Below are 25,761 nucleotides of genomic sequence, written 5' to 3'. Positions count from 1 at the left end.
AGAGGGAAATATTATTCTGCAAGCACAGCAATAAGGCGATGCAATAAATTAGTTTTGTGAAATTCTGGGAATAGCGAACCCTTTTAGGGTGATGGTGAAATGTTCACCCTCTTTTTTAATACTGGCCCCGGTATCGCACCAGTCTGAAGCAATGCGGAAAAACTCATCGCTGCCAATATTCCAGCCAAGCTTCACTTTTTTCAGGTAACCTGAACGCAATAACTCACAGGCTTGCTGATAGCTGTAGGCGGTACTGTCCGTACCGGCGTTCATTTTTTCTTCTTCAACAGTTTACGCAATGCCTTGATCTCACGATCGTTTAATGGCGTCACGCGGGCCTCAGAAGTATGCTGACTGTCCACATCATCTTCATCGACGCCCACGTCGCTGTCGAGCTCGTCAAAGGCTTTGGACAGAAGTCGTTCCGTTACGCTTGCCAGGGTTTCACTATTCTCTTCCGCATAGTGACGAATCTTCTCTTTTAACTCGATGCTTATTTTTACGTTCAGCGTAGCCGTCGTCATTGCAAATCCTTAGTGCTTAAACAGAGGTTGGTGTTTAATACTATAGAGAATAAATAAGATCCAGCCAGTGAGATAAATTTAATATTTCTGTCATAATTCAAATACCCGGAAAATATATCAGGTTTATTTATTTACAAAGGCGGCAGCCTGCGTTTCACCGGCGTGCTTTTGACGATAGACGTATTGCACTGGGCAAACTCAGCCAGCTCATCAAGAATTTCATCAAGTTGCTCAATAGAGCGGATCACCAGCCGGATGATGAAGCAATCTTCACCGGTGATTTTGTCGCATTCTATACACTCGGGAATCGCCTGAATCATCTTCTCCACTTTATGCAGCATGCCCGGTAACGGTTTCATGCGAACCAGTCCCTGCAGGGTGTAACCCAGAGCCGTGAGATTGGCGTTCATGGTGTAGCCGTTAATCACGCCGCGTTCCTCCAGCCGCTTTACTCGTTCTGCCGTGCTCGGTGAAGAGAGACCAATTTTTCCACTAAGCACTTTCAGGGAGATACGCGCATCCGCCGCAAGAATAGTCAGAATATGCCTGTCGATATCATCGGGAAGGTAATCACTCATTTTTATCTCATTTATAAAGGCAAAAGTATCTTATAACCTAATTTTTACACTTCAACGAGTTCGCCGCAGTGCGCAGAATAAAGTTCTTTATTCTGGAGAGACAAAATGATTCGCGAGATAAGAACCGGCAGCCTGCAAATGATTGTGGCGATGCTCATCTCCGGCACCATCGGCGCCCTCGTAGTAATATCTCAGCAGCCTATCGCCAACGTCGTTTTCTGGCGCTGCGTGTTTGCGACTATTACGCTGTTCATATTGGGCCTGATGAGCGGTAACTGGCGCAGCCATCTGACCCGCAGGGTCGTTGCGATATCCGCCCTCGGCGGCGTGGCGCTGGTCGTCAACTGGCTGCTGCTGTTCGCCGCCTATTCACGAACGTCCATTGGGCTTGCCACGGTCCTGTACAATACGCAGCCGCTGATGCTGGTCGGGATGGGCGTTTTTATCCTGAAAGAGAAAGTCAGCCGCAGCAAGTGGCTTTGGCTGGGAGCATCCTTTATCGGCATGCTGCTTGTGCTCTCAAGCGGGCTAAATCATGACGGGAATGGTGGCTGGCTTTTGGGCATCGTGCTGGCGCTGGGCGCAGCGTTCTTTTATGCCCTGACGGCGCTTATCACACGCCAGTTGAGGGGCATTCCTCCACAGCAAATCGCACTCGTTCAGGTGGCCGTCGGCACGCTGCTACTGCTGCCACTGGTAGATTTCCAGTCGCATATGACATTCACGCATTGGGGAATTGTCGCCACGCTGGGCATAGTGCATACCGGCATTATGTACCAGTTGCTGTATGGCGCGATCCAAAAGCTGCCGACGTCGATTACCGCCTCACTCTCGTTTATCTACCCCATCGTGGCGGTGATCGTGGATCGCTTCGTCTTCCATCACAGTCTGAGCCCGATTCAGTTTATCGGTGGCGTGATGATTTTGCTGGCAGCGGCTGGGATCAACTTAGGATGGGGAGAAAAGCGCATGACTAAAACATTGCTGGCTAAGGGGTAGCCAGAATTGGGTGGGGGCCCTGCCAGCTACATCCCGGCACACACGTCGCCTGCTGCGGCTGCTTCCTTCCGGACCTGACCGAGTTCACAAGTTAGTGTTGCGGGAGAACCAACAGGGCCCCCATTGAGAGCGTTGTTATCCAACGCGCTGGCGCATTATCCACATCCCCCCCGCGAATTGCAAGCCAGCGGCGGTCAGGTGTTGGTTTATTGCGCACCAACGGTTTAACTTGGTGCTTTCTCCGTCGCCGATTATCCTTAGAAGCGATTTTTCCAGGAGTTCTCTATGGATAAGCACGATTCCTTTCCACAGCGCGTTTACCAAATTGTTGCCGCCATTCCCGAAGGTTGCGTGACCACCTACGGCGAAATTGCCGCGCTTGCCGGGTCGCCCCGGGCTGCCCGCCAGGTGGGTGGCGTACTCAAGCGTCTGCCCGAAGGCAGCCGTTTACCGTGGCATCGGGTGGTGAACCGGCAGGGTGTGATTTCATTGACAGGACCCGATCTCCAGCGTCAGCGGCAGGCGCTGCTTTCTGAAGGAGTGATGGTGTCAGGCGACGGTCATATTGATATGCTGCGTTACCGCTGGAAATATTAAAACGCCCCCAATTTGGGGGCGTTTCGCTTTAGTAAGTTGTTGGCGCAGGCACCGCTGAAGATGGCGTCACCTGAGTCGGCGAGGTGGATGGCACCGTTGTTGCCGCCCCACCGCCTTGCTGAACTGGAATCGCCGTATTTTGTACCGGCACCAGCGTCAGATCTGCCTTCGTCCCGCCCTGGTTGATCACCGGCTGGAAGGTATCGGTGATAAACATCAGCTTACCGTCCACGGTGATGGCGGCACTCAGCAGGATACGCGCGTTCGGCTGAATGTCAGCCGGGTTGAACGGAATCACGAAGCTGAAAGGCGCCTGTTTACCTTCGGTACGCGTAACTTTCTGGGCAATGACTTTGGAAGGGGCATCGGCCAGCGAAGCGTCGGAGACGGTCACCGTCAGCACGGCATCTGGCGGCAGAGCAACCCGCTGACGGATCCATGCCGTACCGGATACGTTAGGCATTGCGATGTTAGATTGCTGGGCAGATGCGGCCCCGGCGGATGCACTCGGCGCAGGAGTAGGCACATCAGCACTCTTGTGTGCGCAACCTGCAACAGCAACCGCGATAGCCAAAGCACTTAACATAGGCACAAGTTTCATTGATTTTTTCTCCTTATTATCAATGTCGCGCCGGGGACTAACCCCGTTGAAAAACGCGCTTAACGGCTTAAGTGTGGCACAGATCACTGAATTCTGCTGAAAACCAGGAATGTTCCCAGCGGCAGTGCATCAAATACGCTGTTTACGGGCATGTTATAATCGAGAAAATTTGCCGCATTCCCTTTTATTGAGGACATTTTATGAGTCAGGCGCTCAGCAATTTATTGGCGTTACTTAACCTGGAAAAAATTGAAGAGGGATTGTTCCGTGGCCAAAGCGAGGATTTAGGCCTGCGTCAGGTGTTTGGTGGGCAAGTGGTCGGCCAGGCGCTTTACGCAGCTAAAGAAACCGTACCGGAAGAGCGCCTTGTTCACTCTTTCCACAGCTATTTTTTACGCCCGGGCGACAGCCAAAAGCCCATTGTTTATGACGTAGAAACCCTGCGCGACGGCAACAGTTTTAGCGCCCGCCGCGTTGCTGCGGTGCAGAACGGCAAGCCGATTTTCTATATGACCGCGTCATTCCAGGCCCCTGAATCTGGCTATGAGCACCAGAAAGAGATGCCCCCAGCGCCAAAACCGGATGGCCTACCGTCCGAAACGGACATCGCCCGCTCGCTGGAAAAATTCCTCCCGCCGCATGCGAAAGAGAAGTTTCTTAGCGAAAAGCCGCTGGAAATTCGCCCGGCCGTATTCCACAACCCGCTGAAAGGCCATGTCGATCAACCTTCCCGCCAGGTCTGGATCCGCGCGAACGGCAACATGCCGCAGGATCTGCGCGTGCATCAGTATCTGCTCGGCTATGCCTCAGATTTCAATTTCTTGCCAGTCGCCCTACAGCCGCATGGCGTAGGTTTCCTGGAACCGGGGATGCAGGTCGCGACTATCGATCACTCAATGTGGTTCCATCGTCCGTTCGACATGAACGAATGGCTGCTGTACAGCGTGGAAAGCACCTCCGCGTCGAGCGCTCGCGGCTTTGTCCGTGGAGAGTTTTATACGCAGGATGGCGTGCTGGTCGCGTCGACGGTTCAGGAAGGCGTCATGCGCCATCGCGGGTAGTTAACGCTGAAATAAAAAAACCACCTGCGTGACAGGTGGCATTCTGAGAGAAGTAAAACCTCGTCCAACCGGGCGAGGTTTTGATAACGAATCAGTTGTTGTACGCGTTTTCGCCGTGGCTGTTCACATCCAGGCCTTCGCGTTCCTGCTCTTCTGGAACACGCAGACCTACGGTCAGGTCAGCAATCTTGAACGCGATGAACGCCACCACGCCGGACCAGACAATGGTAATTGCCACGCTTTCAAGCTGAACCAGAAGCTGATGCCCCATAGTCACGCCTTCTGCATAACCCACGCCGCCCAGAGAAGTTGCCGCAAAGATACCGGTCATGATGCACCCGATGATGCCGCAGACGCCGTGCACGCCGAACACATCACATGGGTCATCCACGTTCAGCCATTTTTTCAGCGTCGTCACGCCCCACAGCCCAGCCAGACCAACAACCAGACCAATCAGCAGCGCACCGCCCACGCCAACGTAGCCACACGCCGGGGTAATACCCACCAGACCCGCGATAGCACCGGAACAGGCACCCAGCAGAGAAGGTTTACCGCGCAGCGCCCACTCGCCAAAGACCCAGGAGAGAATCGCCGCCGCAGTGGCGACAACGGTGTTCACGAACGCCAGTGCAGCGATTTCGTTGGCCGCACTTGCAGAACCGGCGTTGAAACCGAACCAGCCGAAGTAGAGGATTGCGGTGCCGATAAACACCATTGGCAGGTTGTGCGGCTTGAACGCTTCTTTGCCGAAGCCAACGCGTTTACCCACCAGGTAAGCACCTACTAAACCAGCAACAGCGGCGTTAATGTGCACCACGGTACCGCCCGCGAAGTCCAGCGCGCCGTGCGTAGCCAGAATACCGCCGCCCCAGACCATGTGCGCAATCGGCACATAAGAGAGCGTCAGCCAGACGGCAGCAAAAATTACCACTGCAGAGAAGCGCACGCGTTCGGAGAGAGACCCTACCACCAGTCCAACGGTAATACAGGCGAAAGAACCCTGGAACGCCACATGAATATACTGATAGAAAGTGCCCATCAGCGCTTTCAGCTGGATATTTTTCAGCATCACCCAGTCAAAGCTGCCGAAGAAGTTATTGCCGGTGCCAAACGCCAGGCTATAGCCATACACGACCCACAGCACGCAAACCAGGGCGAAGGTGACGGAGATTTGCGTCAGCATCGACAGCACGTTTTTAGAGCGAATCAGACCGCCGTAAAACAGCGCAAGGCCAGGGATGGTCATAAACAGCACCAGCGCGGTGCATATCATCATAAAGGCGTTGTCGGCTTTGTCCGCGACCGCAGGCGCGTCCGCAGCGAAGGCGAGCGTCGGCAGTAATGCCAGGGCGCCTAAACCAAGGAGTGCAGCTAATTTTTTCATTTTTCCCATCCCAATCAAGGCTTGCCAGCAGTTACAGAGCGGCTTCGTCGGCTTCGCCGGTACGAATACGAATAACGCGTTGCAGTTCTGCAACGAAGATTTTCCCATCACCGATTTTGCCGGTGTAGGCGGCTTTGCTGATCACGTCGATAACTTCATCGAGCTGGTCGTCAGCAATAGCAACATCGATTTTTACTTTCGGCAGAAAGTTGACGCTGTACTCGGCGCCACGGTAAAGCTCCGCATGGCCTTTCTGGCGGCCGAAACCTTTCACTTCGGTCACGGTAAGCCCCTGAATACCGATTGAAGAGAGCGCTTCACGCACGTCTTCAAGCTTGAACGGTTTGATTACCACGGTTACCAGCTTCATAAATTCTCTCCACTCAGAATTAGGTCGTTACCTGCACGTAGAGAGCAAAGCAAAGCCCATGCCAGGAATAAAAAAACAGGGTTATTCAGCACGTTTTCAGGCTTCAGGCGGGTTACCGGAAAGCCAGATGAAGGCGTCGGATCGGGCGGGATTAGTCTGAAAAGAAAAAACGCACCACTGCAGTGCAGGATGCGTTTTTGTTTTGCACCAACGCGGAGAAGCGAAGGTTTTTATGCGACGCGTTGCATGGTTGTGGTGCATCAGGCCGTGAGCGATTCTTCCTGCGCGGCGGCGGCCAGTTCCTCACCGGCTAACTGAAGCTGATACATCTGCCAGTAGCGGCCCTGCTGCGCCAGAAGTTCACTGTGCGTACCGCGCTCCACGGCCTGCCCGCGATGCAGCACCAGAATCGTGTCGGCATCGGTGATGGTAGACAAACGGTGGGCAATCACCACCAGGGTTGTGTGCTGACGAACTGCCGCCAGCGCCCGCTGAATAGCCTGCTCGGTGCCGGAGTCGATATTCGCCGTGGCTTCGTCGAGGATCAGGATCTGCGGGGCTTCAACCAGCACGCGCGCCAGAGCAAGCAGCTGCTTCTGGCCAACGGAGAGATTGTTCCCCTGCTCGCCCAGGCGGGTATGGATACCTTCCGGCAGCGCTCGCGCCAGTTCGGCCAACTGAACCGTCTCCAGCGCCTGCCAGACCCTCTCTTCGCTGATGTCCCGCCCCAGGGTTACGTTGGCAAAGAACGAATCGGCCATCACTACCGGATCCTGCTGCACCATCGCCACGCCGCGGCGCAGCGTTTCATGGCTGAGGGAGTCCAGCGGCCGGCCATCGAGGCGTATTTCGCCTTTCATTAACGGGTAATAGCCCATCAGCAGGTTGGCCAGGGTGCTTTTTCCGCTGCCGGTATGCCCGACCAGGGCAATAAAGCTCCGCGAAGGCACTTCCAGATTAATGTCCTGCAGCACCAGGCGATCGCCACGGTAGGCAAATGAGACGTTGTCGACGCTGATCGCGCCGCTGGCGAGGGGCCGGTTGTCATTGCCGTAATCCTGACGTTTGCCGTCCATCAGCTCAAACACGCGTTCCCCGGCCACCACCGCCTGTTGCAGAATGGATTGCTGGGTGGTCAGCTCAATCAGCGGTTCGTTCAGGCGGCCAAGGTAGTTAATAAAGGCATATAGCACGCCAACTTCGATGGTGCCGCGCGAGGTAAAGCCGAACAGCATCAGCAGGCCACACAGAATCATCGCCGAAAACAGGCTAAGCAGCGGCCGCAGAAGCCAGCCATCAAGCCGCAGGGTTTGCATCCGCGCCAGGTAGTGAGAGCGGCTTGCCTGCCCCATGCGTTCGCCGAAGCGGGCCTGCTGTCGGAACTGCTGAATCACGCTCATGCCGTTGATGACTTCATTAAAACCGTCGTTGATGTCCGCCAGATAGCTGCGCACCCGGCGCACAATCGGCGTGCTGTAGCGCTGGTAGATAAACATCACGGCGATAACCGCTGGGAAGATGGTGATCGCCACCAGCGCCATGCGCCAGTCGAGCGTGAACATCGCCACCAGCATAGCGCCGATCAGTGCCGCGCTGCGCAGCACCGTTGCCACAACGGTGACATACAGGTCCCGGATCACTTCGGTGTCGTTTGTTACGCGCGAGATCAATTGCCCTACCGGCTGCGTGTCAAACGCACTCAGCGGCTGGCGCAGCGCAGCGTCCATGACATCGGTACGCAGTTTTTGCACCACACCTACCGCCGCGCGGTTAAACAGCAGCGCCTGAAGGTAGTGCAGCCCGGCAGCGCTAATCGACAACAGGATATAAGCCACCGCCAGTCCGGCCGCCAGGCCAAGCGGCATCTGGTTTTTCGCCACCAGGTTATCAATAAAATAGCTCACCAGCACCGGGCCACAAACCTCAGCGGCAGCCGCAACCCAGAGCATCAGCATCGCCCCACCCAGCGGTTTGCGCCACGGCGATCCGTAAGCCAGCAGGCGTTTAATGGTAGGCCACTGTTGTTTACGACTCATTGGCGCTCTCCCTGACATCTTCCTGCTCCGGGGCTTCGTCCAGCGCGGCCTCCAGCTGTTGATAGCGGTACATATCCCGATACCAGCCCGGCTGAGACGCGAGCGCATCATGGCTGCCACGCTGGGCGATATGCCCGTGCTGCATCACCAGGATCTCGCTAGCTTCCGTTAATGCAGACAGGCGGTGGGCGCTGATAATGACCGTGCGGTGTTCACCCCACTCGCGCAGGTTGTGCAGAATTTGGTGCTCGGTGCGGCCATCTACTGCGGAAAGCGCGTCATCCAGAATCAGGATTTCGGCATCAAGCAGCAGCGCCCTCGCAATAGAGATACGCTGTTTTTGCCCGCCGGAAAGCATGACCCCACGCTCACCCACTTCGGTGTCGTACCCTTGCGGCAAGCGCAGGATATCCTCATGAACGCTGGCCAGGCGAGCGACACGCTCAATGTCCTCCTGGGTGGCACCCGGTTTACCCAGCGCAATGTTGCTGGCCACGGTGTCAGAAAACAGGAACGGCGTCTGGTTCACGATAGCCAGACGGCTTCTCCAGCCGTCAATTTTCAGCGCCGTGAGCGGAATATCGTGGTAGCGAATATCGCCCTCTTCCACGTCGAAATGACGCTGGATCAGCGCGAGAATCGTGCTTTTACCGGACCCCGTTGGCCCGCACAGGCCAAGCATTTCACCCGGCTTAAGGGTGAAGTTGACGTTTTGCAGCGTCGGCTGAGCGGTCTGCGGGTAGTGGAACTGGCGAATCGAAGCCACCAGTTCAGCCCGCCCTTCCGGCAGCATTTTATCACCGTCGACCACGCCCGGCTCTTCTTCCAGCATCGCGCGGATACGGCTGTAGGCCGCACTTCCTCGTTCGACAATATTGAACATCCAGGCCAGCGCCAGCATCGGCCAGATCATCAGGCCGAGGTACATCACAAAACTGGTGAGCTGCCCCAGGGTAAGCGAGCCCTCGATAACCATCCAGCTTCCGCCGCCGATGGCTAAAAGGTTTGCGGCCCCAATTGCCACATAAATGATGGGGTCAAAGCGGGCATCAATGCGCGCGACGCGCATGTTTTTCGCCCCGGCATCCTGAGCTTCTGCGGCAAACAGCGCCGACTGCCTGTCTTCAAGGCCGAACGCCTTGATCATGCGGATGCTGGTCATGCTTTCCTGAGTACGATCGTTTAAGGCTGAGAATGCCGCCTGCGCCACTTTGAAGCGATCGTGCAAACGCGCGCCGTCACGTTTAATCACCACGGCCATAATCGGCATCGGCAGAAGCGCCAGCAATGTGAGCTCCCAGCTGATTTGGGTGGACATGACTATCAGCACCGCCAACCCCATGACCAGCGAGTCCACCAGCGTTAGCACCCCTTCCCCCGCGGCGAATACCACGCGATCGACATCGTTAGTCGCGCGCGCCATGAGGTCGCCGGTACGGTGACGGAGATAAAATTCAGGATGGTGGCGGCTTAGCTGGCGGTAATAGTTTTCCCGCAACTCAACCGCAAGCTGGTAAGACGCCCCGAACAGCAGGACGCGCCAGACGTAGCGCACCAGATAAACTACCACAGCAATAAGCAGCATCAGGCCAATCCACATCAGCACCTGCTGAGAGGAGAGACTCTGCTGCACCACGCCATCCACAATCACGCCCACCACTTTTGGCGGCACGAGCTGCAAAATAGCGATGATAATAAGCAATGCCACCGCGCCGAGGTAGCGTCGCCACTCGCGGGTGAAGTACCAGCTTAATTGAGCAAATAATCGCACGAAGTTTAGATCCTGAAATGCTGCCTGCCGGCCAGGGCAAAAGAGTAGAGGCTACTGTTCCGCACATTGCGGAATCAGGAAGTTAGAGGTAATGCTGTGGTGTATTTTATCTGTTCCATGGCAAAACTCGAAGTGACATCGCTTAATCCCGGGATGCCGTTCACCAGCCGCTTATAAAAGTCGTCGTACCGCTTCATGTCGGCGACCTGAACCCGAATCAGATAGTCATATTCGCCGGCCATGCGCCAGAACCCCAGAACTTCGGGCATGGCTTCCACCACCGAAACAAATTTGCAGTACCACTCGCTGCTGTGCTGCTGGGTTTTAATCAGCACAAACGCCGTCAGGCCCAGGCCGAGTTTTTCCGGGTCCAGCAGCGCCACTTTGCCGCGAATATAGCCTTCGTCTTCCAGACGTTTTAAGCGTTTCCAGCACGGGGTGGTGGTCAGATTAACGGCATCCGCCAGCGCCTGCAAAGACAGGGTACAGTCCTGCTGCAGCATCTCAAGCAGCTTTTGGTCAATTTTATCTATCATGAGACCACCGGAGAGAATTATTTTCTCTAATGGAAGCGCTAAACAGGCAAAATGGCAACTTTTTTATCCTGACTTTGGATTACGCTAAGCACAAATTGATAAATGAGAATTTTCCATGACCAGTACCTGGGTGACCAACGCCATCAGCGAGATCAACGCCGATTATCAACGCTCTGCGGATACGCATCTGATCCGCCTGGCTTTGCCCGCATTTCCGGGTATTCAGCTGTATCTGAAGGATGAGAGCACTCACCCGACCGGCAGCCTGAAGCACCGCCTCGCGCGCTCCCTGTTCCTGTACGGGCTGTGTAACGGCTGGATTAAAGAAGGCACCACGATTATCGAAGCCTCCTCTGGCTCAACGGCGGTGTCAGAAGCCTATTTTGCTCGTCTGCTTGGCCTGCCGTTTATTGCCGTAATGCCCGCCAGCACCGCAAAACGCAAAATTGAACAGATCGAATTCTACGGCGGCCGCTGCCACTTTGTAGACAGCGCCTGCGAAATTTACGCCGCTTCGGAAATGCTTGCCCGCGAGCTGAACGGCCATTATATGGATCAGTTCACCTACGCTGAGCGGGCAACCGACTGGCGCGGGAACAACAATATCGCCGACAGTATTTTCCGCCAGATGACCCATGAGCCGAATCCGGTACCGGATTACATTGTGATGAGCGCGGGGACCGGCGGCACCTCAGCCACCATTGGTCGTTATCTTCGCTTCCAGGGCCACGACACAAAGCTGGTCGTCGTCGATCCGCAGAACTCAGTATTTCTTGAATACTGGCAGCAGCGCGACTGTGGCCTGAAAAGCGCAGTGGGCAGCAAAATCGAAGGAATTGGTCGCCCGCGCTGCGAGCCTTCGTTTATTCCCGATGTGATTGACGAGATGATGCGCGTGCCGGACGCCGCCAGCGTCGCCACCATGCAATGGCTGGAATCCCAGCTTGGCCGCAAAGTGGGGGCCTCAACCGGCACCAATATGTGGGGCGTATTGCAGCTTGCCGCGAGAATGCGTGAGGAAGGCCGGAGTGGTTCTATCGTGACGCTGCTTTGCGACAGCGGCGAACGCTACCTTGAGTCCTACTACAATTCAGCCTGGGTCAACGATCATATCGGCGATCTCTCACCGTTTAAGGCTGAGATTGGCCGTCTGATTAAATAAAAAAACCGGGCGAAATGCCCGGCGCTGTAAGGTCTCAATATTCGGGGGAATAGGTGAGATGTGGAGTGTCCAGCCAGTGCGTCAAATAGTGCGAGACCGCCTGGTTACGGCAGTGGCCGATAACCGGCAGATGGGGTAAATCCGCTTTTAGCTGCGGCATGGCGTTGCCCATAATCAGGCCGTGCCCAACCGCCGAGAGCATTTCGCGGTCGTTCATCGCGTCGCCAAATGCCATGCAATCCTGCAGAGTCAAACCTAAGTGGGCGCTCAGTACATCAAGCGCTGCGCCCTTGTTGCTGCCCACCGGCAGCACTTCCAGGCAGTCCATTGCCGAGAAGCAAAGAAAGGCGCGATCGCCCAGCGCTTCATTGAGCTGAATGCGCAGGCGGCACAGATCGTCATGATCGCCGCAGAAGCAGATCTTGGTGACCTCGTGAGCCGGTAAACGACGAAGATCGACGATATGTGGCCGGAAACCGCTGTATACGTGTGCATGAAGCATTTCCGGGATTTCATGGCTGGTTAGCCAACCTGAATCGTTAAAGGCATGCATGCTCGCTTCGGTATCCCAGTGGCCGTGTAGCACCGTCTCTACCGCCCACGGCGAGAGATCGTTGCGGTGCATTAGCTCACCTTCCATGCTGTGAATGCGCGTGCCGTTGCCGGTGATCAGGAAAGCGTCGAGATCGATCTTGCCGAGAATATGGCGCATCTCCAGCTCGTGGCGGCCGGTTGCAAAAGCCAGGGTTATCTGGCGCTCTTCACGCAGGCGCTTCAGCGTATTCAGGGTTGCTTCCCCAAGGTTATGGTCGGGCAGCAGCAGCGTGCCGTCCATATCAAATGCAGCCAGACGAGCCATGGTTACTCCAGAAGTGATCGTGACAGGCAAAAGTATCCTCTGGAATATGCGGAACTAATAGTGAATACTTGGAAAAAAATGTTCCGAGTTTATTATGCGACTTCTGAATCGGCTCAATCAATTCCAGCGTTTATGGCAGCCTTCCGGCGGGGAACCGCAGCAGGTGACCGTTGCCGAGCTGGCCGAGCGCTGTTTTTGTAGCGATCGCCACGTCAGGACGCTGCTTAATCAGCTTGAAGACGCGGGCTGGCTGCGCTGGCGTGCACAGTCTGGCCGCGGTAAACGCGGTGACCTGACGTTTCTGGTTTCGCCGGAAAACGTGCGTTCCGGCATGATGGAGCAGGTTCTGGATAAGGGCCAGCATCAGAATGCGCTGGAGCTGGCTCAGCTTGCGCCGGAACAGCTTCGCCAGTTATTACAGCCGTTCCTCGGCGGCCAGTGGCAAAATGACGTCCCCACGCTGCGTATTCCTTATTATCGACCTCTCGATCCCGTTGCCCCTGGTTTTCTGCCGGGTAGAGCCGAGCAGCATCTCGCCGGGCAGGTGTTTTCCGGCCTCACGCGCTTTACCCGTGAAAGCCCGGAGCCCCAGCCTGACCTCGCCCACCACTGGCAAATATCAAACAATGGCCTGTGCTGGGACTTTTTTATTCGCTCAACCCTGCACTGGCACAACGGTGAGCCCGTAGAAACCCATCAGCTTCAACAGCGGCTGATGATGCTGCTCGAGCTGCCCGCCCTGCGGCGGCTGTTTATCAGCGTCAAGCGTATTGAGATCCCTCACGCGCAGTGCCTGCGCTTTATTTTGCATCGGCCGGACTATTGGCTCGCGCATCGCCTGGCGAGCTACTGCAGCCGCCTGGCCCATCCGCAGGATACACAACTGGGCTGCGGCCCATTCCGCATTGTCAGCTTCAAGCCGAACCTGGTGCGGCTGGAAAGCTTTGAAAGTTATCATCTGAAACACCCGCTGCTGAAAGCCATCGAATACTGGATAACCCCGCAGCTCTTCGAAACCACGCTCGGCACAAGCTGCCTGCATCCGGTGCAAATCGCCATCGGCCAGCAGGATGAGCTGGAGAACCTGCGCCCGGTCAGTAATAGCATCAGCCTGGGCTTTTGCTATTTAGGCATCAGGCCACAGGGAAGGCTCAGCGCAGAGCAGGCCAGAACAATCATGCAGATTGTCCGGGAGCCAGAGATGATAGGCTCGCTGCCGCTTAACAGTGAGCTGATCACGCCCAATAGGGAGATGATCCCTGGCTGGCAGATTCCAGGCTGGGATGCGCACACAGCCGTCACGTTACCGAAAAAACTGACCCTGGTTTACCATTTGCCGGTCGAGCTTCATGCGATGGCTCTTCAGCTCAGGCACTATCTGGCAGAGCGCGGCTGCGAACTGACGGTCATTTTTCACGACGCTAAAACCTGGGCTGGCTGCGAAAATTTAGCCCAGGCCGATATCGTGATGGGCGACAGGCTGATTGGCGAAGCGCCGGAATACACCCTGGAACAATGGCTGCGCAGCGATGTATTGTGGCCCAATTTATTGAGCGCCGGCCATTATGCCCATCTGCAGGCCACGCTGGATGCCGTGCAGGCTTCCCCTCCTTCTTATGAACGCAATGAAGGGCTGAAAGACGTTTTTCATGGCCTGATGCGGGATGCCGTGGTCACACCGCTGTTTAATTATCGCTACCAGATAAGCGCCCCACCCGGCGTGAACGGCATTGAACTGAATGCCTGGGGCTGGTTTGATTTTTGCGAAGCCTGGCTCCCGCCGCCGGGAATGACGTGAAGAAGCTGGCTCACGCCCTGGCGGGACGTTACCATAGCCTTTTCCAGACACCCTAATGAACGACAGGATAGAGAATGAAACGTACAGTCGTGGTTTTCAGCGGCGGACAGGACTCCACCACTTGCCTGATTCAGGCCTTACAGCAATACGATGAAGTCCACTGTGTGACCTTTGATTATGGTCAGCGCCATCGGGCAGAAATTGAGGTGGCCCAAAAGCTCTCGCTGAAGCTTGGCGCCCGTGCGCATAAAGTCCTGGACGTTACCCTGCTGAACGAACTGGCGGTGAGCAGCCTGACGCGAGACAGCATTCCGGTGCCGGGTTACAACCCGGAGGACAAAGGCATCCCAAGCACTTTCGTCCCAGGCCGCAATATCCTGTTCCTGACCCTGGCGGCGATTTACGCTTATCAGGTTGAAGCAGAATCCGTGATAACCGGCGTCTGCGAAACGGACTTCTCTGGCTACCCGGACTGCCGCGACGAGTTTGTCAAAGCACTTAACCATGCGGTAAGCCTCGGGATGGCAAGAGATATCCGGTTTGAAACGCCGCTGATGTGGCTGGACAAAGCGGAAACCTGGGCGCTGGCCGATTACTGGCAGAGCCTGGAAACGGTCCGCCTGGAGACGCTGACCTGCTACAACGGCATCCAGGGCGACGGCTGTGGCGAATGCGCCGCCTGTAATCTGCGAGCTAAGGGCCTGAACCACTATCTGGCCAATAAACCCGCAGTCATGGCCGCAATGAAGCAAAAAACAGGCCTCAAATAAAACATAACGGCGTGGTCACAAGCCTCTGTCGATAGAAGAAATACCGGACAGTTCGTAAAAAGACCGGAAAATCAATTCATTGATTTTCTGCTGATGATAACAAAGAGGGAAAACCAGGCTTTTCCCTCTTTGTCGGCGATTTTAGGCACTCATCATCTGTTCCAGTTTCTCACGCAGTTCACCTTCCAGCGGAACGGCCTTTTGCGTCTTTAAATCAATGCAGACGAAGGTCAGCAGCGCGTCGGCCACGGCTTCGCCTTCAGGCTCCAGCGTCACCACCTGGCTCAACACACCGCTTTTACCGTTAATCTGCTGGAGTTTGCTGTCAATGCGCAGCAGATCCCCAAGTACCGCCGGACGGCGGTAGCTAATATTGATGTTAACCACGATAAAAGCGATGTTGTGTTCCGTCATCCACTGGAAGCCCGTCGTTTTTTCCAGCCCTTCCCAGCGGGCCTCCTCGAGGAACTCAAGATAACGGGCGTTGTTAACGTGTTGATAGACGTCCATGTGGTATCCACGAACTTTGATATGTGTCTGCATAGCGCGAAGCCCTTGTTCTGTTCTTGTTGTCATCAGGTGAAGGTAAGCGAGGCCATACCCCGACAACTGGTATGACCTCTAACTCAGCGTAGCAAACTTTTCTCTTCAGGTGGAAGCCTGAGCACGTAAACTCAAAGTTTTATGCGAGCCAGATTACGTTCTACCAGCGATGCGCCAATGCCCGGGACCTCCTGCAGCTGATCTAGCGTTTTAAACGGGCCGAACTCGTCACGGTAGCTGACGATGGCCTGCGCCTTTTTCAATCCCACGCCATTCATTTTCTGGGCAAGTTCTTCCGCCGGGGCGCTATTGATACTCACCAGCCCCTCCCCTTGCTCTGCCGTTTTGGCGGAGGCGGCTTTAGGCTGCGTCGCTGCCGAGCTGACCGAGGCCGAACCGGCTTTTTCTGCGGCGGCATGTGCCGGGGCGCAGCCAAGTAAACCAGCCAGAACGAGGGAAAGTGAAAATGCTTTAATGCCTGATGTCATGCTGTGTCCTCCATGTATGTTGACAGCCCGGTCACCATAGCGAGGATAAAAATCAGGAACAAACGCCGGATTTAAAATGTGGAAAAGGCCGCGAAAGCGGCCTTCAGGTATTACACTGCGTTGCAAAAATTTGCGAGGATTACTGCTGTTGGTCGATGCTATCGCCCAGTTTGATCTTCGCTTCTTTGCGCAGGTTGGACATCAGCGCTTCGAAAGCAATCTGGGCATTGTTCTGGGTGATCCCCTGCACCATCGCTTTTTTCTGCTCGTCCGGCATAGAGCCTGCTTTCACTTCATCCAGAGACAGCAGCACAACGTTGCCCTGCATATCATTGGCGACGCCATAGCTCGGCTTGTCTTTCGCCGGCAGAGGCAGCCCAAAGGCGGCCTGGCTGATCGGATCCTGCCCGGTACGGCTCAGGGTTTTCGCTTCGCCGAAGCTCAGGCCCGCTGCTTTCAGTTCGTCACTGCCTTTGCCCAGTTTCAGCGCGTTCAGCAGTTTGTCAGCATCCAGCTTCGCCTGCTGCTCCGCTTTCTGCTGCTTCACGGCGGCAATCACCTGGTCACGCACTTCGGTGAGTGGTTTAACCGCTTCAGCTTTGTGCTCGGAAACACGCAGGACGAAAGCGCGATCGCCATCGACGGTGATAATGTCTGAGTTGCTGCCCGGCGAACCGTTTTCACCCACCAGACCACCGCTGAAGATAGCGTCGGCAACCGGTTTGAAGTTCAGCTCTTCCGGCAGGTTGTCGTGGCCGAACCAGCCAGTTTCAACCGCTTTAACCCCGGCGACTTTCTCAGCGCTTGCCAGAGATTCGTTGTCGTTGCTCGCGGCATCGCTCACTTTCTGCTGCAGCGCATAGTAAGCATCAACGGCTTTTTCCTGCTTCACTTTAGCCACGATGCCATCGCGAACTTCCGCCAGCGGCTTCACAACGGCAGGCTGGATGTCATCCAGGCGAACGATCAGGAAACCAACGGAAGATTTAACGACGCCGGACAGCTGACCTTTTTCTTTCAGGCCGGCATTTTTCAGTTCGTCAGGCGTGGTAGAGGCTTCCAGCCAGCCCATATCACCGCCGTTGCGGGCAGAGATGATGTCAGCAGACTTAGCCTTCGCCAGTGCAGCAAAATCGCCGCCCTTGTTCAGCTCGTCGAGAATCGCTTTCGCTTCATCTTCGGTTTTCGTCTGAATCACGCTGTAGCGGTTACGCTGCGGCTGGGTGAATTCGTCTTTGTGCTGGTCGTAGTAAGCCTGAACGTCCGCATCACTGGCCTCTTCCTGCATGGAAGCCGCATCCAGCTTGATGTAGCTAACCTTAAACTGTTCAGGGGTGATGTAGCGGTTTTTGTTCTGCTCGTAGTTGGCGTTGATTTCCTGCTCGGAAGCGTTTTGCTTCGCGGCCAGCGCTTTCACGTCGATTGTGGCTTCACGCACGACGCGCTGCTGGGAGACCAATGCCGCCAGCTCGTCGGTTTCACCGGTGAGCATAAAGTCGGTGCCGACCACGGCTTTGATCAGCTGGTCGGTGGTGAGCTGATTGCGCAGCGCCTGTGCATATTGGTCGGCAGTTAATCCCATGTTGCCGATGATGGCGTTATAGCGAGCGTTATCGAACTTACCGTTAGTCTGGAAGGCAGGCTGGCTGAAGATAGCCATTTTTACCTGCTCGTCGCTGATACCGAGGCCCAGATGTTTGGCGTACTGGTCAAGCAGCGATTCATCAATCAGCTGGTTGAGAACCTGCTGGCGCATTTGCTTCATATAGCCTTCGTTACCGGCAAGAACGGAAAACTGGTCGCCCAGCTGCTGCTGCTGACGATTACGTTCGTTCGCTACGGCATTTTCGAACTGGCCACGGCCAATCTCCTGGCCATTTACTTTTGCGGCATAATTATTGTTACCGCCAGTCAGGTAGCTACCCACGCCAGTCAGAACGAATGACAAGATAATCAAACCCAGAATGATCTTGAGCACGACATGGTTAGCCGCCGCTCGTAAATTGTCCATCATGGTGTAACAACACTCCGCTGTAGTATGACTTGGTAAACCTGCGCAGGCGCTAAGCTGGCATCCTTAATGACTCAAGCTGCCCTGTGCTGCGCGCAAGGGCGTATTGTGACAAGAAACCCGCTGCAAATCATCAACACCTGCGTAAAATTCGGCTTCAGGCAATAAAAAAGGCACATCAAATGATGCGCCCCTGCGATACCTGACACCATCTACCCCAGTCAGTCGGGGCCAATAAATCAGTTAACAGCGTCTTTCAGCGCTTTACCAGCACGGAAGCCTGGTACTTTTGCTGCGGCGATGGTGATTTCTTTACCGGTTTGAGGGTTGCGGCCAGTACGGGCAGCACGCTCTTTAACAGCAAAGGTACCAAAACCTACCAGTGCTACGTCTTCCCCGGACTGCAGAGATTCAGTAACAGAAGCAATAACAGCATCTAATGCACGTCCAGCCGCGGCTTTAGAAATATCAGCACCTGCGGCAATTTTGTCTATCAGTTGAGATTTATTCACTCTTCTCTTCCTCTCTTTATAATTTATATCGCACCTGATATCCCTCAGGCGCGACCGCGCAGCAGTTATAACAGGCTCGTCATGCCCTTACAACAGGAGTTGTGGACGATAAGCTCAGCCAGCAACTAAATTAGCGACACAAAAAAAAGCTGGCAAGTGACAATTCACTTACCAGCCCTAATTTTATTGACTGTATTTGCGTCAGGTCACTATTTTGCGGTGACCACCTGCATGCCGGAAGGCTCATTCTGCAGCGCGAGGGCCAGAACTTCCTCAATACGCTTCACAGGATGAATCGTCAGGTCTGCAATCACGTTGTCCGGAATTTCTTCCAGATCGCGCTTGTTGTCGTCCGGGATCAGCACGGTTTTGATGCCGCCACGATGCGCTGCCAGCAGTTTCTCTTTCAGGCCACCAATCGGCAATACCTGGCCACGCAGGGTAATTTCACCGGTCATTGCCACATCGGCACGAACCGGGTTCCCTGTCAGGCAGGAAACCAGCGCGGTACACATTGCGATACCGGCGCTTGGGCCGTCTTTTGGCGTTGCCCCTTCCGGCACGTGAACGTGAATATCACGTTTTTCGTAGAAGTCACCGTTGATACCCAGTTTTTCAGCACGAGCACGGACAACGGTCAGCGCCGCCTGGATAGACTCCTGCATAACTTCACCGAGGGAGCCGGTATAAGTCAGCTTGCCTTTACCCGGTACGCAGGCGGTTTCGATGGTCAGCAAATCGCCGCCCACTTCCGTCCACGCCAGCCCGGTCACCTGGCCTACGCGGTTTTCGCTGTCGGCACGGCCGTAATCAAAGCGTTGCACCCCAAGGTAATCCTTCAGGTTGTCGCCGTTGATTTCGATGTGCTTGAGCGATTTATCCAGCAGCAGCTGCTTCACCGCTTTACGGCACAGTTTGGAGATTTCACGCTCCAGGCTACGGACGCCCGCTTCACGAGTGTAGTAGCGAATAATGCCCACAATGGCGCTGTCATCCACTTTCAGCTCGCCTTTTTTCAGGGCGTTGCGCTCAATTTGCTTCGGGAGCAGGTGCTGTTTGGCAATGTTCAGTTTTTCGTCTTCGGTATAGCCAGACAGGCGAATCACTTCCATACGATCCAGCAGCGGCGCCGGAATGTTCATGGAGTTAGAGGTCGCCACAAACATCACGTCGCTGAGATCGTAGTCCACTTCCAGGTAATGATCGTTAAACGTCACGTTCTGTTCTGGATCAAGGACTTCCAGCAGCGCAGATGCAGGATCGCCGCGCATGTCGGAAGACATTTTGTCGATTTCATCCAGCAGGAACAGCGGGTTTTTGACGCCGACTTTGGCCATCTTCTGAATCAGTTTACCCGGCATAGAGCCGATGTAGGTCCGGCGGTGACCACGGATTTCCGCTTCGTCACGCACCCCGCCCAGCGCCATACGCACGTATTTACGACCCGTGGCTTTAGCGATGGACTGGCCCAGAGAGGTTTTACCTACCCCCGGCGGCCCAACCAGGCAAAGAATTGGCCCTTTCAGCTTGTTGACACGGCTTTGGACTGCGAGGTATTCCAGAATGCGATCTTTCACACGTTCCAGACCGTAATGGTCGGTATCGAGGATTTCCTGCGCCTGACGCAGATCTTTTTTGACCTTGCTACGCGCGTTCCAAGGAACCTGAACCATCCAGTCGATATAGCCGCGCACGACGGTAGCTTCCGCAGACATCGGCGACATCATTTTCAGCTTCTGCAGCTCGGCTTCGGTTTTCTCGCGCGCTTCTTTCGGCATTTTTGCCGCGTCAATTTTGCGCTTCAGCGCTTCATTTTCATCAGGCGCGTCGTCCATTTCGCCCAGTTCTTTCTGAATCGCCTTCATTTGCTCATTCAGATAGTACTCGCGCTGGCTTTTTTCCATCTGCTTTTTAACGCGGTTGCGAATGCGTTTCTCCACCTGCAGCAGATCGATTTCCGACTCCATCATCGCCATCAGGTATTCCAGACGCTCGTTGATATCGGACATCTCAAGCACAGATTGCTTGTCCGACAGCTTAAGCGGCATATGGGCGGCAATGGTATCGGCCAGACGTGCAGGATCGTCGATGCTGTTCAGCGACGTCAGCACTTCTGGTGGAATTTTTTTGTTCAGCTTGATGTAGCCTTCAAACTGATTAATTGCGGTGCGAACCAGCACTTCCTGCTCGCGCTCTTCAATCGCCGGCGAGTTCAGGTACTCCGCCTGCGCAGAGAAGTGGTCGCCGTTGTCAGACAGCGTGGTGATACGCGCGCGCTGAAGCCCTTCTACCAGTACTTTTACCGTACCGTCGGGCAGTTTCAGCATCTGCAGAATTGAAGCAACGGTACCTACAGTGAACAGGTCGTTAACACCTGGCTCATCCGTCGAAGCCTCTTTCTGCGCCACCAGCATGATTTTCTTATCATGGTCCATTGCAGCTTCCAGGCAGCGAATGGATTTTTCACGCCCGACAAACAGTGGAATAACCATGTGCGGATAAACCACCACATCGCGCAGCGGCAATACGGGGATTTCAATGCGTTCAGAACGCTCAGGATTCATAGAGCTCTCTCTTAGTTTAATGTCCGCCAGGTGATTTGGTGAACGCTTCCGCTCCACCAACAAGTAAATCAGTATATGGGGCTGTTTCCCGGACATTCAACTGTGGGAATGCAGGAAAAATAAATGGGGGATAAAATCCCCCATTTTCTTATTAACTGACTGGTTATTCTGGCGAATTATTCACCGGATGCCTGCTGAGCTTCCGGCTTACCATAAATTAATAGCGGCTTGGACTGGCCAGCGATGACGGACTCGTCAATCACCACTTTTTCCACGTCGTCCAGAGATGGCAGATCGTACATGGTGTCCAGCAGCGCGCCTTCCACGATGGAACGCAAGCCACGAGCACCGGTTTTACGGATCATCGCTTTCTTCGCAATCGCGTCGAGCGCTTCATCACGGAATTCCAGCTCTACGCCTTCCAGGTTGAACAATGCCTGATACTGTTTGGTAAGCGCATTTTTCGGCTCTTTCAGGATCTGGATCAGCGCGTCTTCGCTCAGTTCGCTTAAGGTTGCGACCACCGGCAGACGACCGATAAACTCAGGGATCAAACCAAATTTGATCAGATCTTCTGGTTCTACCTGGCCAAGCAGTTGGCCTTCGCTGGCTTTCTCAGACTTCGCTTTTACCGTTGCGCCAAAGCCGATACCAGAACCCGTTTCCACGCGGTTGGCGATCACTTTATCCAGGCCTGCAAATGCGCCGCCGCAGATAAACAGAATCTTGGAGGTATCAACCTGCAGGAATTCCTGCTGCGGATGCTTACGGCCACCCTGAGGTGGAACGGCAGCCACGGTGCCTTCAATCAGCTTCAGCAGCGCCTGCTGTACACCTTCACCGGACACGTCACGGGTGATGGACGGGTTATCAGATTTGCGGGAGATTTTATCGATCTCATCGATATACACGATGCCGCGCTGGGCTTTCTGTACGTCGTAGTCGCATTTCTGCAGCAGCTTCTGAATGATGTTTTCAACGTCTTCGCCCACGTAACCTGCTTCGGTCAGCGTGGTTGCATCGGCCATGGTAAATGGCACATCCAGCAGGCGAGCCAGCGTTTCTGCCAGCAGCGTTTTACCGCTACCTGTCGGGCCGATCAGCAGGATGTTGCTTTTACCCAGCTCAACGCCGTTGGACGTGTCGCTGTTGCGCAGACGTTTGTAGTGGTTGTAAACCGCAACCGCCAGCACTTTCTTCGCCTGCTCCTGGCCGATAACATAATCGTCAAGATGGTGGCGAATTTCGTGCGGCGTTGGCAACGCACTGCGTTCACGGTGCGGCGCAACTTCTTTAATCTCTTCGCGAATGATGTCGTTACATAAATCGACACACTCATCGCAGATATACACTGACGGCCCGGCAATCAGCTTGCGCACTTCATGCTGGCTTTTGCCGCAAAAAGAGCAGTACAGCAGTTTGCCTGAACCGTCTTTGCGCTTATCTGTCATCAGTAAAACCTCTTCTCTGTTTCTGTGTGCTACCACCGGTAGCACAAGTGCCATTCTACGGCGCAGCCGATAGTGAAGCGTTAAGTCAGGCCGCGACGTTGACTATAGTATAGCGGCCTAAAGCTTCGGGCATTAGTTACGGTGAGTCAGGATCGAATCGACTAAACCGTACTCTACCGCTTCGCTTGCGGAGAGGAAACGATCGCGCTCGGTGTCTTTCTCGATTTGTTCAAGCGATTTGCCCGTATGTTCCGCCATCAGCTCGTTCATACGTGCTTTCACTTTCAGGATCTCTTTAGCGTGGATTTCGATATCCGTCGCCTGGCCCTGATAGCCGCCCAGCGGCTGGTGAATCATGACGCGGGAGTTCGGCAGGCAGAAACGCTTACCTTTTGCCCCAGCGGTCAGCAGGAATGCGCCCATCGAGCAAGCCTGGCCCATACAAATGGTGCTGACGTCAGGCTTAATAAACTTCATGGTGTCGTAAATCGACATCCCGGCCGTAATTACGCCACCCGGAGAGTTGATGTAAAGATAGATATCTTTTTCCGGGTTTTCTGCTTCCAGAAACAGCATCTGCGCCACAATCAGGTTAGCCATATGATCTTCTACCTGACCGGTCAGGAAGATGACGCGCTCCTTAAGCAGACGAGAATAGATATCGTATGAACGTTCGCCGCGGGATGTTTGTTCAACAACCATCGGCACCAGGGCCATATGGGGTGCTAATTGATCTCGTTCGCCACTGTATGACATGTCCGTCTCCTGGAGTAATTAAGCCTACTGTACTGATTCTACTTGAGACGCAGGATATTGACTATGTTCCTTGCGCCGATTCTGGACGGAGTCAGTCAGGGATTGTTAATGGAACCTCACCCGAATAATGGGGATGATTTGCCCTGTTTCAAGCATAACAACCTTTTGTTGTTACGCTAACCCTGAAATGGGGTTTTATTGATGGCTTATCGTGTGATTTAGCAATAAAAAAGCCCGTCACCAAAAGGTGACGGGCCCGATGCTGCGTTTTTTGGCTAATCAGCCAAAAAGCACTTACGCCTGCTGGTTCATCAGCTCGCTGAAAGTGGTCGCTTTTTCGGACACTTTCGCTTTAGCCAGAACGGCTTCAACAGCCTGCTCTTCCAGCGCAACGTTGCGCATGTTGTCCATCAGCTCTTTGTTTTTACCGTAGAACTCGATGACTTCAGTCGGATCTTCGTAGGCAGAAGCCATTTCTTCGATCAGACCTTTAACACGCTCTTCGTCAGCTTTCAGCTCGTGGGTACGAATCACTTCGCCCAGCAGCAGACCAACAACAACGCGACGTTTAGCCTGCTCTTCGAACAGTTCACGCGGCAGTTCCAGAGCCTGTTTCTCGTTGCCACCGAAACGCTGTGCAGCCTGGCGACGCAGAACGTCGATTTCGCCGTCGATCAGCGCAGCTGGCACGTCGATGTTGTTAGCGTTAACCAGACCGTCGATTGCCTGAGACTTGATGCGGTTACGCACGGCGCCTTTCAGTTCGCGATCCATGTTTTTACGCACTTCGGTACGCAGGCCAGCCACGGAACCATCTTCAACGCCGAAACGCTTGATGAACTCTTCGGTGAATTCTGGCAGCTCGCGCGCTTCAACTTTCTTCAGCACGATGTCGAACTTCGCCGCTTTCCCTTTCAGGTTTTCAGCGTGATATTCTTCCGGGAAGGTTACTTCGATAGTGAACTCTTCGCCCGCTTTGTGGCCAACGATGCCGTCTTCGAAGCCAGGGATCATACGACCCTGACCCATTGCCAGCACGAAGTCAGAGGCTTTGCCGCCTTCGAACACTTCGCCGTCAACGGAACCGGTGAAATCGATGGTAACGCGATCTTCTGCAGTCGCTGCAGCGTCGCTGTCTTTCCAGGTCGCCTGCTGCTTGCGCAGGGTGTCCAGCATCGCATCAACGTCTTCGTCGGTCACATCAACAACCGGTTTTTCAACTTCGATGGCTTCCAGACCCTGCAGCTCAACTTCTGGGTACACTTCAAACTCTACCGCGTAGGTGAAGTCTTCGCCCAGTTTGTATTCGCCCGGCACATAGTTAGGTGCGCCAGCCGGATTGATCTTCTCTTTGATGATCGCATCAATAAAGTTGCGGCTCATCAGCTCGCCCAGCACGTCCTGACGAACGGAAGCACCGTAGCGCTGCTCAACGACGGTCATCGGCACTTTGCCTTTACGGAAGCCATCGATACGTACTTTTTTAGCTACGTTGACCAGCTCGCTTTTTACAGCGGTTTCGATGCTGTCTGCAGCGATAGTAATCGTGAGACGGCGGCCAAGGCCCTGAGTGGTTTCAACTGAAACTTGCATCTTGTTACCTCAAAAAATCACAGTGCTCGGTCAACTCTGGAAGCCCTGGTGGCTTCACAGAACCAGGATGTTCTCTGAATCAGAAACACATTCCCTGTCGTCAGAATCATCCCGAAGACATTCAAAAAATAAGACGCAGCATTATAGCGGCATCACAGGGGTGAGTCGAGAACGGCAATAGCGCTCGGCTGCGGCCTTTTTCACACTTCTTTGTCATTTATTCTTCTTTGCCCGCTCCCTTAAAGAGACGGACAAAACAAAACGGCCCGCAGGCCGTTTTGGGAAACGCAGTATACATACCGCAACATAACGGAAAAGTTCCCTTAGTTGCAAACGCTTAGCGGTTAATCAGGCAATGCTGCCCGCGCCACGGCAGTTCGGGGAGGCAAACACCGTGTCCTGCAGCCCTTCCCACTCTTTGACGGTGTAAGTGTGCAGCGCCAGCGCGTGTACCGGGCCTGCCAGTTCCTCGCTTAATGTGCCATAAATCATGCGGTGGCGGTTTAAAAAACGCTCGCCGGTAAAACGATCGCTAACCAGCACCACCTTAAAATGGCTTTCGGAGCCCGCCGGGACATTGTGACGATAGCTTTCATCCACGACTTCCAGGTACGCGGGGGTAAAGGCGGCTTTTAACTTCTCTTCTATCTGCTCGCGTATCAGCATGAACTTTCTCCTCGACAACGTAGAGATGCCACTCATCCCTTTAAATGTTAGCCGCTTTTAGCCAGATTTTACTTTGAACACAACAAAAATTTAACTTTCTCGGGCCTTTCTTCACCCGGTTATCAGAACGT

Annotated in this window: 25 protein-coding genes and 1 other RNA gene; 6 read left to right on the top strand and 20 right to left on the bottom strand. The window is 54.5% G+C overall.

The window, feature by feature from the left end:
* Nucleotides 1-48 precede the first annotated feature (48 nt).
* From A936_RS03470 to A936_RS03460, 3 genes are all read right to left on the bottom strand, one after another.
* Nucleotides 49-273, bottom strand: coding sequence for a hypothetical protein (locus A936_RS03470; RefSeq protein WP_008454666.1), 225 nt, complete (start codon nucleotides 271-273; stop codon nucleotides 49-51).
* Nucleotides 270-524: a hypothetical protein gene (locus A936_RS03465; protein ID WP_008454659.1), complete on the bottom strand. Its 255-nt coding sequence runs from the start codon at nucleotides 522-524 to the stop codon at nucleotides 270-272. Before A936_RS03465 ends, A936_RS03470 begins: the two co-directional genes overlap by 4 nt.
* Before the next feature lie 131 nt (nucleotides 525-655).
* Nucleotides 656-1,102 (bottom strand): Lrp/AsnC family transcriptional regulator, encoded by a 447-nt coding sequence (locus A936_RS03460; protein WP_008454658.1) that lies wholly within the window; start codon nucleotides 1,100-1,102, stop codon nucleotides 656-658.
* A gap of 105 nt (nucleotides 1,103-1,207) precedes the next feature.
* Between A936_RS03460 and A936_RS03455 the strand changes: the two genes are divergently transcribed.
* Complete coding sequence (locus A936_RS03455) at nucleotides 1,208-2,101, top strand: DMT family transporter (RefSeq protein ID WP_008454657.1); 894 nt, start codon at nucleotides 1,208-1,210, stop codon at nucleotides 2,099-2,101.
* 17 nt (nucleotides 2,102-2,118) lie between these two features.
* Here A936_RS03455 and ffs read toward each other — a convergent pair.
* Nucleotides 2,119-2,215: signal recognition particle sRNA small type (gene ffs / locus A936_RS22555), an RNA gene on the bottom strand.
* Between the two features lie 171 nt (nucleotides 2,216-2,386).
* On the opposite strand from ffs, the gene A936_RS03450 reads away from it, so the two are divergent.
* Nucleotides 2,387-2,698 (top strand): MGMT family protein, encoded by a 312-nt coding sequence (locus tag A936_RS03450; protein ID WP_008454656.1) that lies wholly within the window; start codon nucleotides 2,387-2,389, stop codon nucleotides 2,696-2,698.
* A gap of 28 nt (nucleotides 2,699-2,726) precedes the next feature.
* Here A936_RS03450 and A936_RS03445 read toward each other — a convergent pair whose 3' ends face one another.
* Complete coding sequence (locus A936_RS03445; RefSeq protein ID WP_034807615.1) at nucleotides 2,727-3,299, bottom strand: YbaY family lipoprotein; 573 nt, start codon at nucleotides 3,297-3,299, stop codon at nucleotides 2,727-2,729.
* Between the two features lie 200 nt (nucleotides 3,300-3,499).
* Between A936_RS03445 and tesB the strand changes: the two genes are divergently transcribed.
* A complete protein-coding gene (gene tesB / locus A936_RS03440; protein ID WP_008454654.1) occupies nucleotides 3,500-4,360 on the top strand; it encodes an acyl-CoA thioesterase II in 861 nt (286 codons plus the stop codon).
* Between the two features lie 91 nt (nucleotides 4,361-4,451).
* Here tesB and amtB read toward each other — a convergent pair whose 3' ends face one another.
* The 5 genes from amtB to A936_RS03415 all read right to left on the bottom strand — a co-directional run bounded on the left by amtB (nucleotide 4,452) and on the right by A936_RS03415 (nucleotide 10,457).
* Complete coding sequence (gene amtB / locus A936_RS03435; protein ID WP_008454653.1) at nucleotides 4,452-5,744, bottom strand: ammonium transporter AmtB; 1,293 nt, start codon at nucleotides 5,742-5,744, stop codon at nucleotides 4,452-4,454.
* Nucleotides 5,745-5,775: 31 nt separating this feature from the next.
* The gene (gene glnK / locus A936_RS03430; protein WP_002891893.1) at nucleotides 5,776-6,114 is read right to left on the bottom strand and encodes a P-II family nitrogen regulator; all 339 of its coding nucleotides are present in this window, start codon (nucleotides 6,112-6,114) and stop codon (nucleotides 5,776-5,778) included.
* 260 nt (nucleotides 6,115-6,374) lie between these two features.
* Nucleotides 6,375-8,150 (bottom strand): SmdB family multidrug efflux ABC transporter permease/ATP-binding protein, encoded by a 1,776-nt coding sequence (locus A936_RS03425; RefSeq protein WP_008454652.1) that lies wholly within the window; start codon nucleotides 8,148-8,150, stop codon nucleotides 6,375-6,377.
* Nucleotides 8,140-9,921, bottom strand: a complete 1,782-nt coding sequence (locus A936_RS03420) for a SmdA family multidrug ABC transporter permease/ATP-binding protein (RefSeq protein ID WP_008454651.1) — start codon at nucleotides 9,919-9,921, stop codon at nucleotides 8,140-8,142. The genes A936_RS03425 and A936_RS03420 overlap by 11 nt, the downstream gene beginning before the upstream one ends.
* A 74-nt stretch (nucleotides 9,922-9,995) precedes the next feature.
* On the bottom strand, nucleotides 9,996-10,457 hold the full coding sequence (locus tag A936_RS03415) for an Lrp/AsnC family transcriptional regulator (protein WP_008454648.1): 462 nt from the start codon (nucleotides 10,455-10,457) through the stop codon (nucleotides 9,996-9,998).
* Nucleotides 10,458-10,572: 115 nt separating this feature from the next.
* Between A936_RS03415 and A936_RS03410 the strand changes: the two genes are divergently transcribed.
* Nucleotides 10,573-11,619, top strand: a complete 1,047-nt coding sequence (locus A936_RS03410; RefSeq protein WP_008454645.1) for a PLP-dependent cysteine synthase family protein — start codon at nucleotides 10,573-10,575, stop codon at nucleotides 11,617-11,619.
* 34 nt (nucleotides 11,620-11,653) lie between these two features.
* On the opposite strand, the gene cof is transcribed toward A936_RS03410, so the two are convergent.
* A complete protein-coding gene (cof, locus tag A936_RS03405) occupies nucleotides 11,654-12,478 on the bottom strand; it encodes an HMP-PP phosphatase (RefSeq protein ID WP_008454644.1) in 825 nt (274 codons plus the stop codon).
* Nucleotides 12,479-12,572: 94 nt separating this feature from the next.
* Between cof and A936_RS03400 the strand changes: the two genes are divergently transcribed.
* Nucleotides 12,573-14,276 carry an SgrR family transcriptional regulator gene (locus A936_RS03400; RefSeq protein WP_008454642.1) on the top strand — a complete coding sequence of 568 codons (1,704 nt, stop codon included), beginning with the start codon at nucleotides 12,573-12,575 and terminating at the stop codon, nucleotides 14,274-14,276.
* A gap of 74 nt (nucleotides 14,277-14,350) precedes the next feature.
* Nucleotides 14,351-15,046, top strand: coding sequence for a 7-cyano-7-deazaguanine synthase QueC (gene queC / locus A936_RS03395; RefSeq protein WP_008454640.1), 696 nt, complete (start codon nucleotides 14,351-14,353; stop codon nucleotides 15,044-15,046).
* Between the two features lie 141 nt (nucleotides 15,047-15,187).
* On the opposite strand, the gene A936_RS03390 is transcribed toward queC, so the two are convergent.
* The 9 genes from A936_RS03390 to bolA form a co-directional block, all read right to left on the bottom strand.
* Entirely contained in the window at nucleotides 15,188-15,589 is a 402-nt protein-coding gene (locus A936_RS03390; protein WP_008454627.1) for a YbgC/FadM family acyl-CoA thioesterase, read from the bottom strand.
* A 131-nt stretch (nucleotides 15,590-15,720) separates the two neighbouring features.
* The gene (locus A936_RS03385) at nucleotides 15,721-16,077 is read right to left on the bottom strand and encodes a ComEA family DNA-binding protein (RefSeq protein ID WP_008454624.1); all 357 of its coding nucleotides are present in this window, start codon (nucleotides 16,075-16,077) and stop codon (nucleotides 15,721-15,723) included.
* A gap of 139 nt (nucleotides 16,078-16,216) precedes the next feature.
* Nucleotides 16,217-18,091, bottom strand: coding sequence for a peptidylprolyl isomerase (gene ppiD / locus A936_RS03380; RefSeq protein WP_008454622.1), 1,875 nt, complete (start codon nucleotides 18,089-18,091; stop codon nucleotides 16,217-16,219).
* A 236-nt stretch (nucleotides 18,092-18,327) separates the two neighbouring features.
* A complete protein-coding gene (gene hupB, locus A936_RS03375) occupies nucleotides 18,328-18,600 on the bottom strand; it encodes a nucleoid-associated protein HU-beta (RefSeq protein WP_008454620.1) in 273 nt (90 codons plus the stop codon).
* Between the two features lie 209 nt (nucleotides 18,601-18,809).
* Complete coding sequence (gene lon, locus A936_RS03370) at nucleotides 18,810-21,164, bottom strand: endopeptidase La (protein WP_008454618.1); 2,355 nt, start codon at nucleotides 21,162-21,164, stop codon at nucleotides 18,810-18,812.
* 176 nt (nucleotides 21,165-21,340) lie between these two features.
* A complete protein-coding gene (gene clpX / locus A936_RS03365; protein ID WP_008454617.1) occupies nucleotides 21,341-22,615 on the bottom strand; it encodes an ATP-dependent protease ATP-binding subunit ClpX in 1,275 nt (424 codons plus the stop codon).
* 132 nt (nucleotides 22,616-22,747) lie between these two features.
* Nucleotides 22,748-23,371, bottom strand: a complete 624-nt coding sequence (gene clpP / locus A936_RS03360; protein WP_008454616.1) for an ATP-dependent Clp endopeptidase proteolytic subunit ClpP — start codon at nucleotides 23,369-23,371, stop codon at nucleotides 22,748-22,750.
* 294 nt (nucleotides 23,372-23,665) lie between these two features.
* Nucleotides 23,666-24,964 carry a trigger factor gene (gene tig / locus A936_RS03355; RefSeq protein ID WP_008454615.1) on the bottom strand — a complete coding sequence of 433 codons (1,299 nt, stop codon included), beginning with the start codon at nucleotides 24,962-24,964 and terminating at the stop codon, nucleotides 23,666-23,668.
* 348 nt (nucleotides 24,965-25,312) lie between these two features.
* Entirely contained in the window at nucleotides 25,313-25,630 is a 318-nt protein-coding gene (gene bolA / locus A936_RS03350; RefSeq protein WP_008454607.1) for a transcriptional regulator BolA, read from the bottom strand.
* Nucleotides 25,631-25,761: the final 131 nt, after the last annotated feature.

The sequence above is a fragment of the Enterobacter sp. Ag1 genome (assembly GCA_000277545.1).
Lineage (GTDB): Bacteria > Pseudomonadota > Gammaproteobacteria > Enterobacterales > Enterobacteriaceae > Cedecea.
The sequence above is the reverse complement of the archived record's forward strand: the minus strand, read 5'-3'. Positions and strand labels throughout refer to the sequence as shown.

Excerpts from the sequence above, each read along its gene's own strand:
- A936_RS03470 (WP_008454666.1), bottom strand. The coding sequence starts at position 273 with ATGAACGCCGGTACGGACAGTACCGCCTACAGCTATCAGCAAGCCTGT.
- A936_RS03465 (WP_008454659.1), bottom strand. The coding sequence starts at position 524 with ATGACGACGGCTACGCTGAACGTAAAAATAAGCATCGAGTTAAAAGAG.
- A936_RS03460 (WP_008454658.1), bottom strand. The coding sequence starts at position 1,102 with ATGAGTGATTACCTTCCCGATGATATCGACAGGCATATTCTGACTATT.
- A936_RS03455 (WP_008454657.1), top strand. The coding sequence starts at position 1,208 with ATGATTCGCGAGATAAGAACCGGCAGCCTGCAAATGATTGTGGCGATG.
- A936_RS03450 (WP_008454656.1), top strand. The coding sequence starts at position 2,387 with ATGGATAAGCACGATTCCTTTCCACAGCGCGTTTACCAAATTGTTGCC.
- A936_RS03445 (WP_034807615.1), bottom strand. The coding sequence starts at position 3,299 with ATGAAACTTGTGCCTATGTTAAGTGCTTTGGCTATCGCGGTTGCTGTT.
- tesB (WP_008454654.1), top strand. The coding sequence starts at position 3,500 with ATGAGTCAGGCGCTCAGCAATTTATTGGCGTTACTTAACCTGGAAAAA.
- amtB (WP_008454653.1), bottom strand. The coding sequence starts at position 5,744 with ATGAAAAAATTAGCTGCACTCCTTGGTTTAGGCGCCCTGGCATTACTG.
- glnK (WP_002891893.1), bottom strand. The coding sequence starts at position 6,114 with ATGAAGCTGGTAACCGTGGTAATCAAACCGTTCAAGCTTGAAGACGTG.
- A936_RS03425 (WP_008454652.1), bottom strand. The coding sequence starts at position 8,150 with ATGAGTCGTAAACAACAGTGGCCTACCATTAAACGCCTGCTGGCTTAC.
- A936_RS03415 (WP_008454648.1), bottom strand. The coding sequence starts at position 10,457 with ATGATAGATAAAATTGACCAAAAGCTGCTTGAGATGCTGCAGCAGGAC.
- A936_RS03410 (WP_008454645.1), top strand. The coding sequence starts at position 10,573 with ATGACCAGTACCTGGGTGACCAACGCCATCAGCGAGATCAACGCCGAT.
- cof (WP_008454644.1), bottom strand. The coding sequence starts at position 12,478 with ATGGCTCGTCTGGCTGCATTTGATATGGACGGCACGCTGCTGCTGCCC.
- A936_RS03400 (WP_008454642.1), top strand. The coding sequence starts at position 12,573 with ATGCGACTTCTGAATCGGCTCAATCAATTCCAGCGTTTATGGCAGCCT.
- queC (WP_008454640.1), top strand. The coding sequence starts at position 14,351 with ATGAAACGTACAGTCGTGGTTTTCAGCGGCGGACAGGACTCCACCACT.
- A936_RS03390 (WP_008454627.1), bottom strand. The coding sequence starts at position 15,589 with ATGCAGACACATATCAAAGTTCGTGGATACCACATGGACGTCTATCAA.
- A936_RS03385 (WP_008454624.1), bottom strand. The coding sequence starts at position 16,077 with ATGACATCAGGCATTAAAGCATTTTCACTTTCCCTCGTTCTGGCTGGT.
- ppiD (WP_008454622.1), bottom strand. The coding sequence starts at position 18,091 with ATGATGGACAATTTACGAGCGGCGGCTAACCATGTCGTGCTCAAGATC.
- lon (WP_008454618.1), bottom strand. The coding sequence starts at position 21,164 with ATGAATCCTGAGCGTTCTGAACGCATTGAAATCCCCGTATTGCCGCTG.
- clpX (WP_008454617.1), bottom strand. The coding sequence starts at position 22,615 with ATGACAGATAAGCGCAAAGACGGTTCAGGCAAACTGCTGTACTGCTCT.
- clpP (WP_008454616.1), bottom strand. The coding sequence starts at position 23,371 with ATGTCATACAGTGGCGAACGAGATCAATTAGCACCCCATATGGCCCTG.
- tig (WP_008454615.1), bottom strand. The coding sequence starts at position 24,964 with ATGCAAGTTTCAGTTGAAACCACTCAGGGCCTTGGCCGCCGTCTCACG.
- bolA (WP_008454607.1), bottom strand. The coding sequence starts at position 25,630 with ATGCTGATACGCGAGCAGATAGAAGAGAAGTTAAAAGCCGCCTTTACC.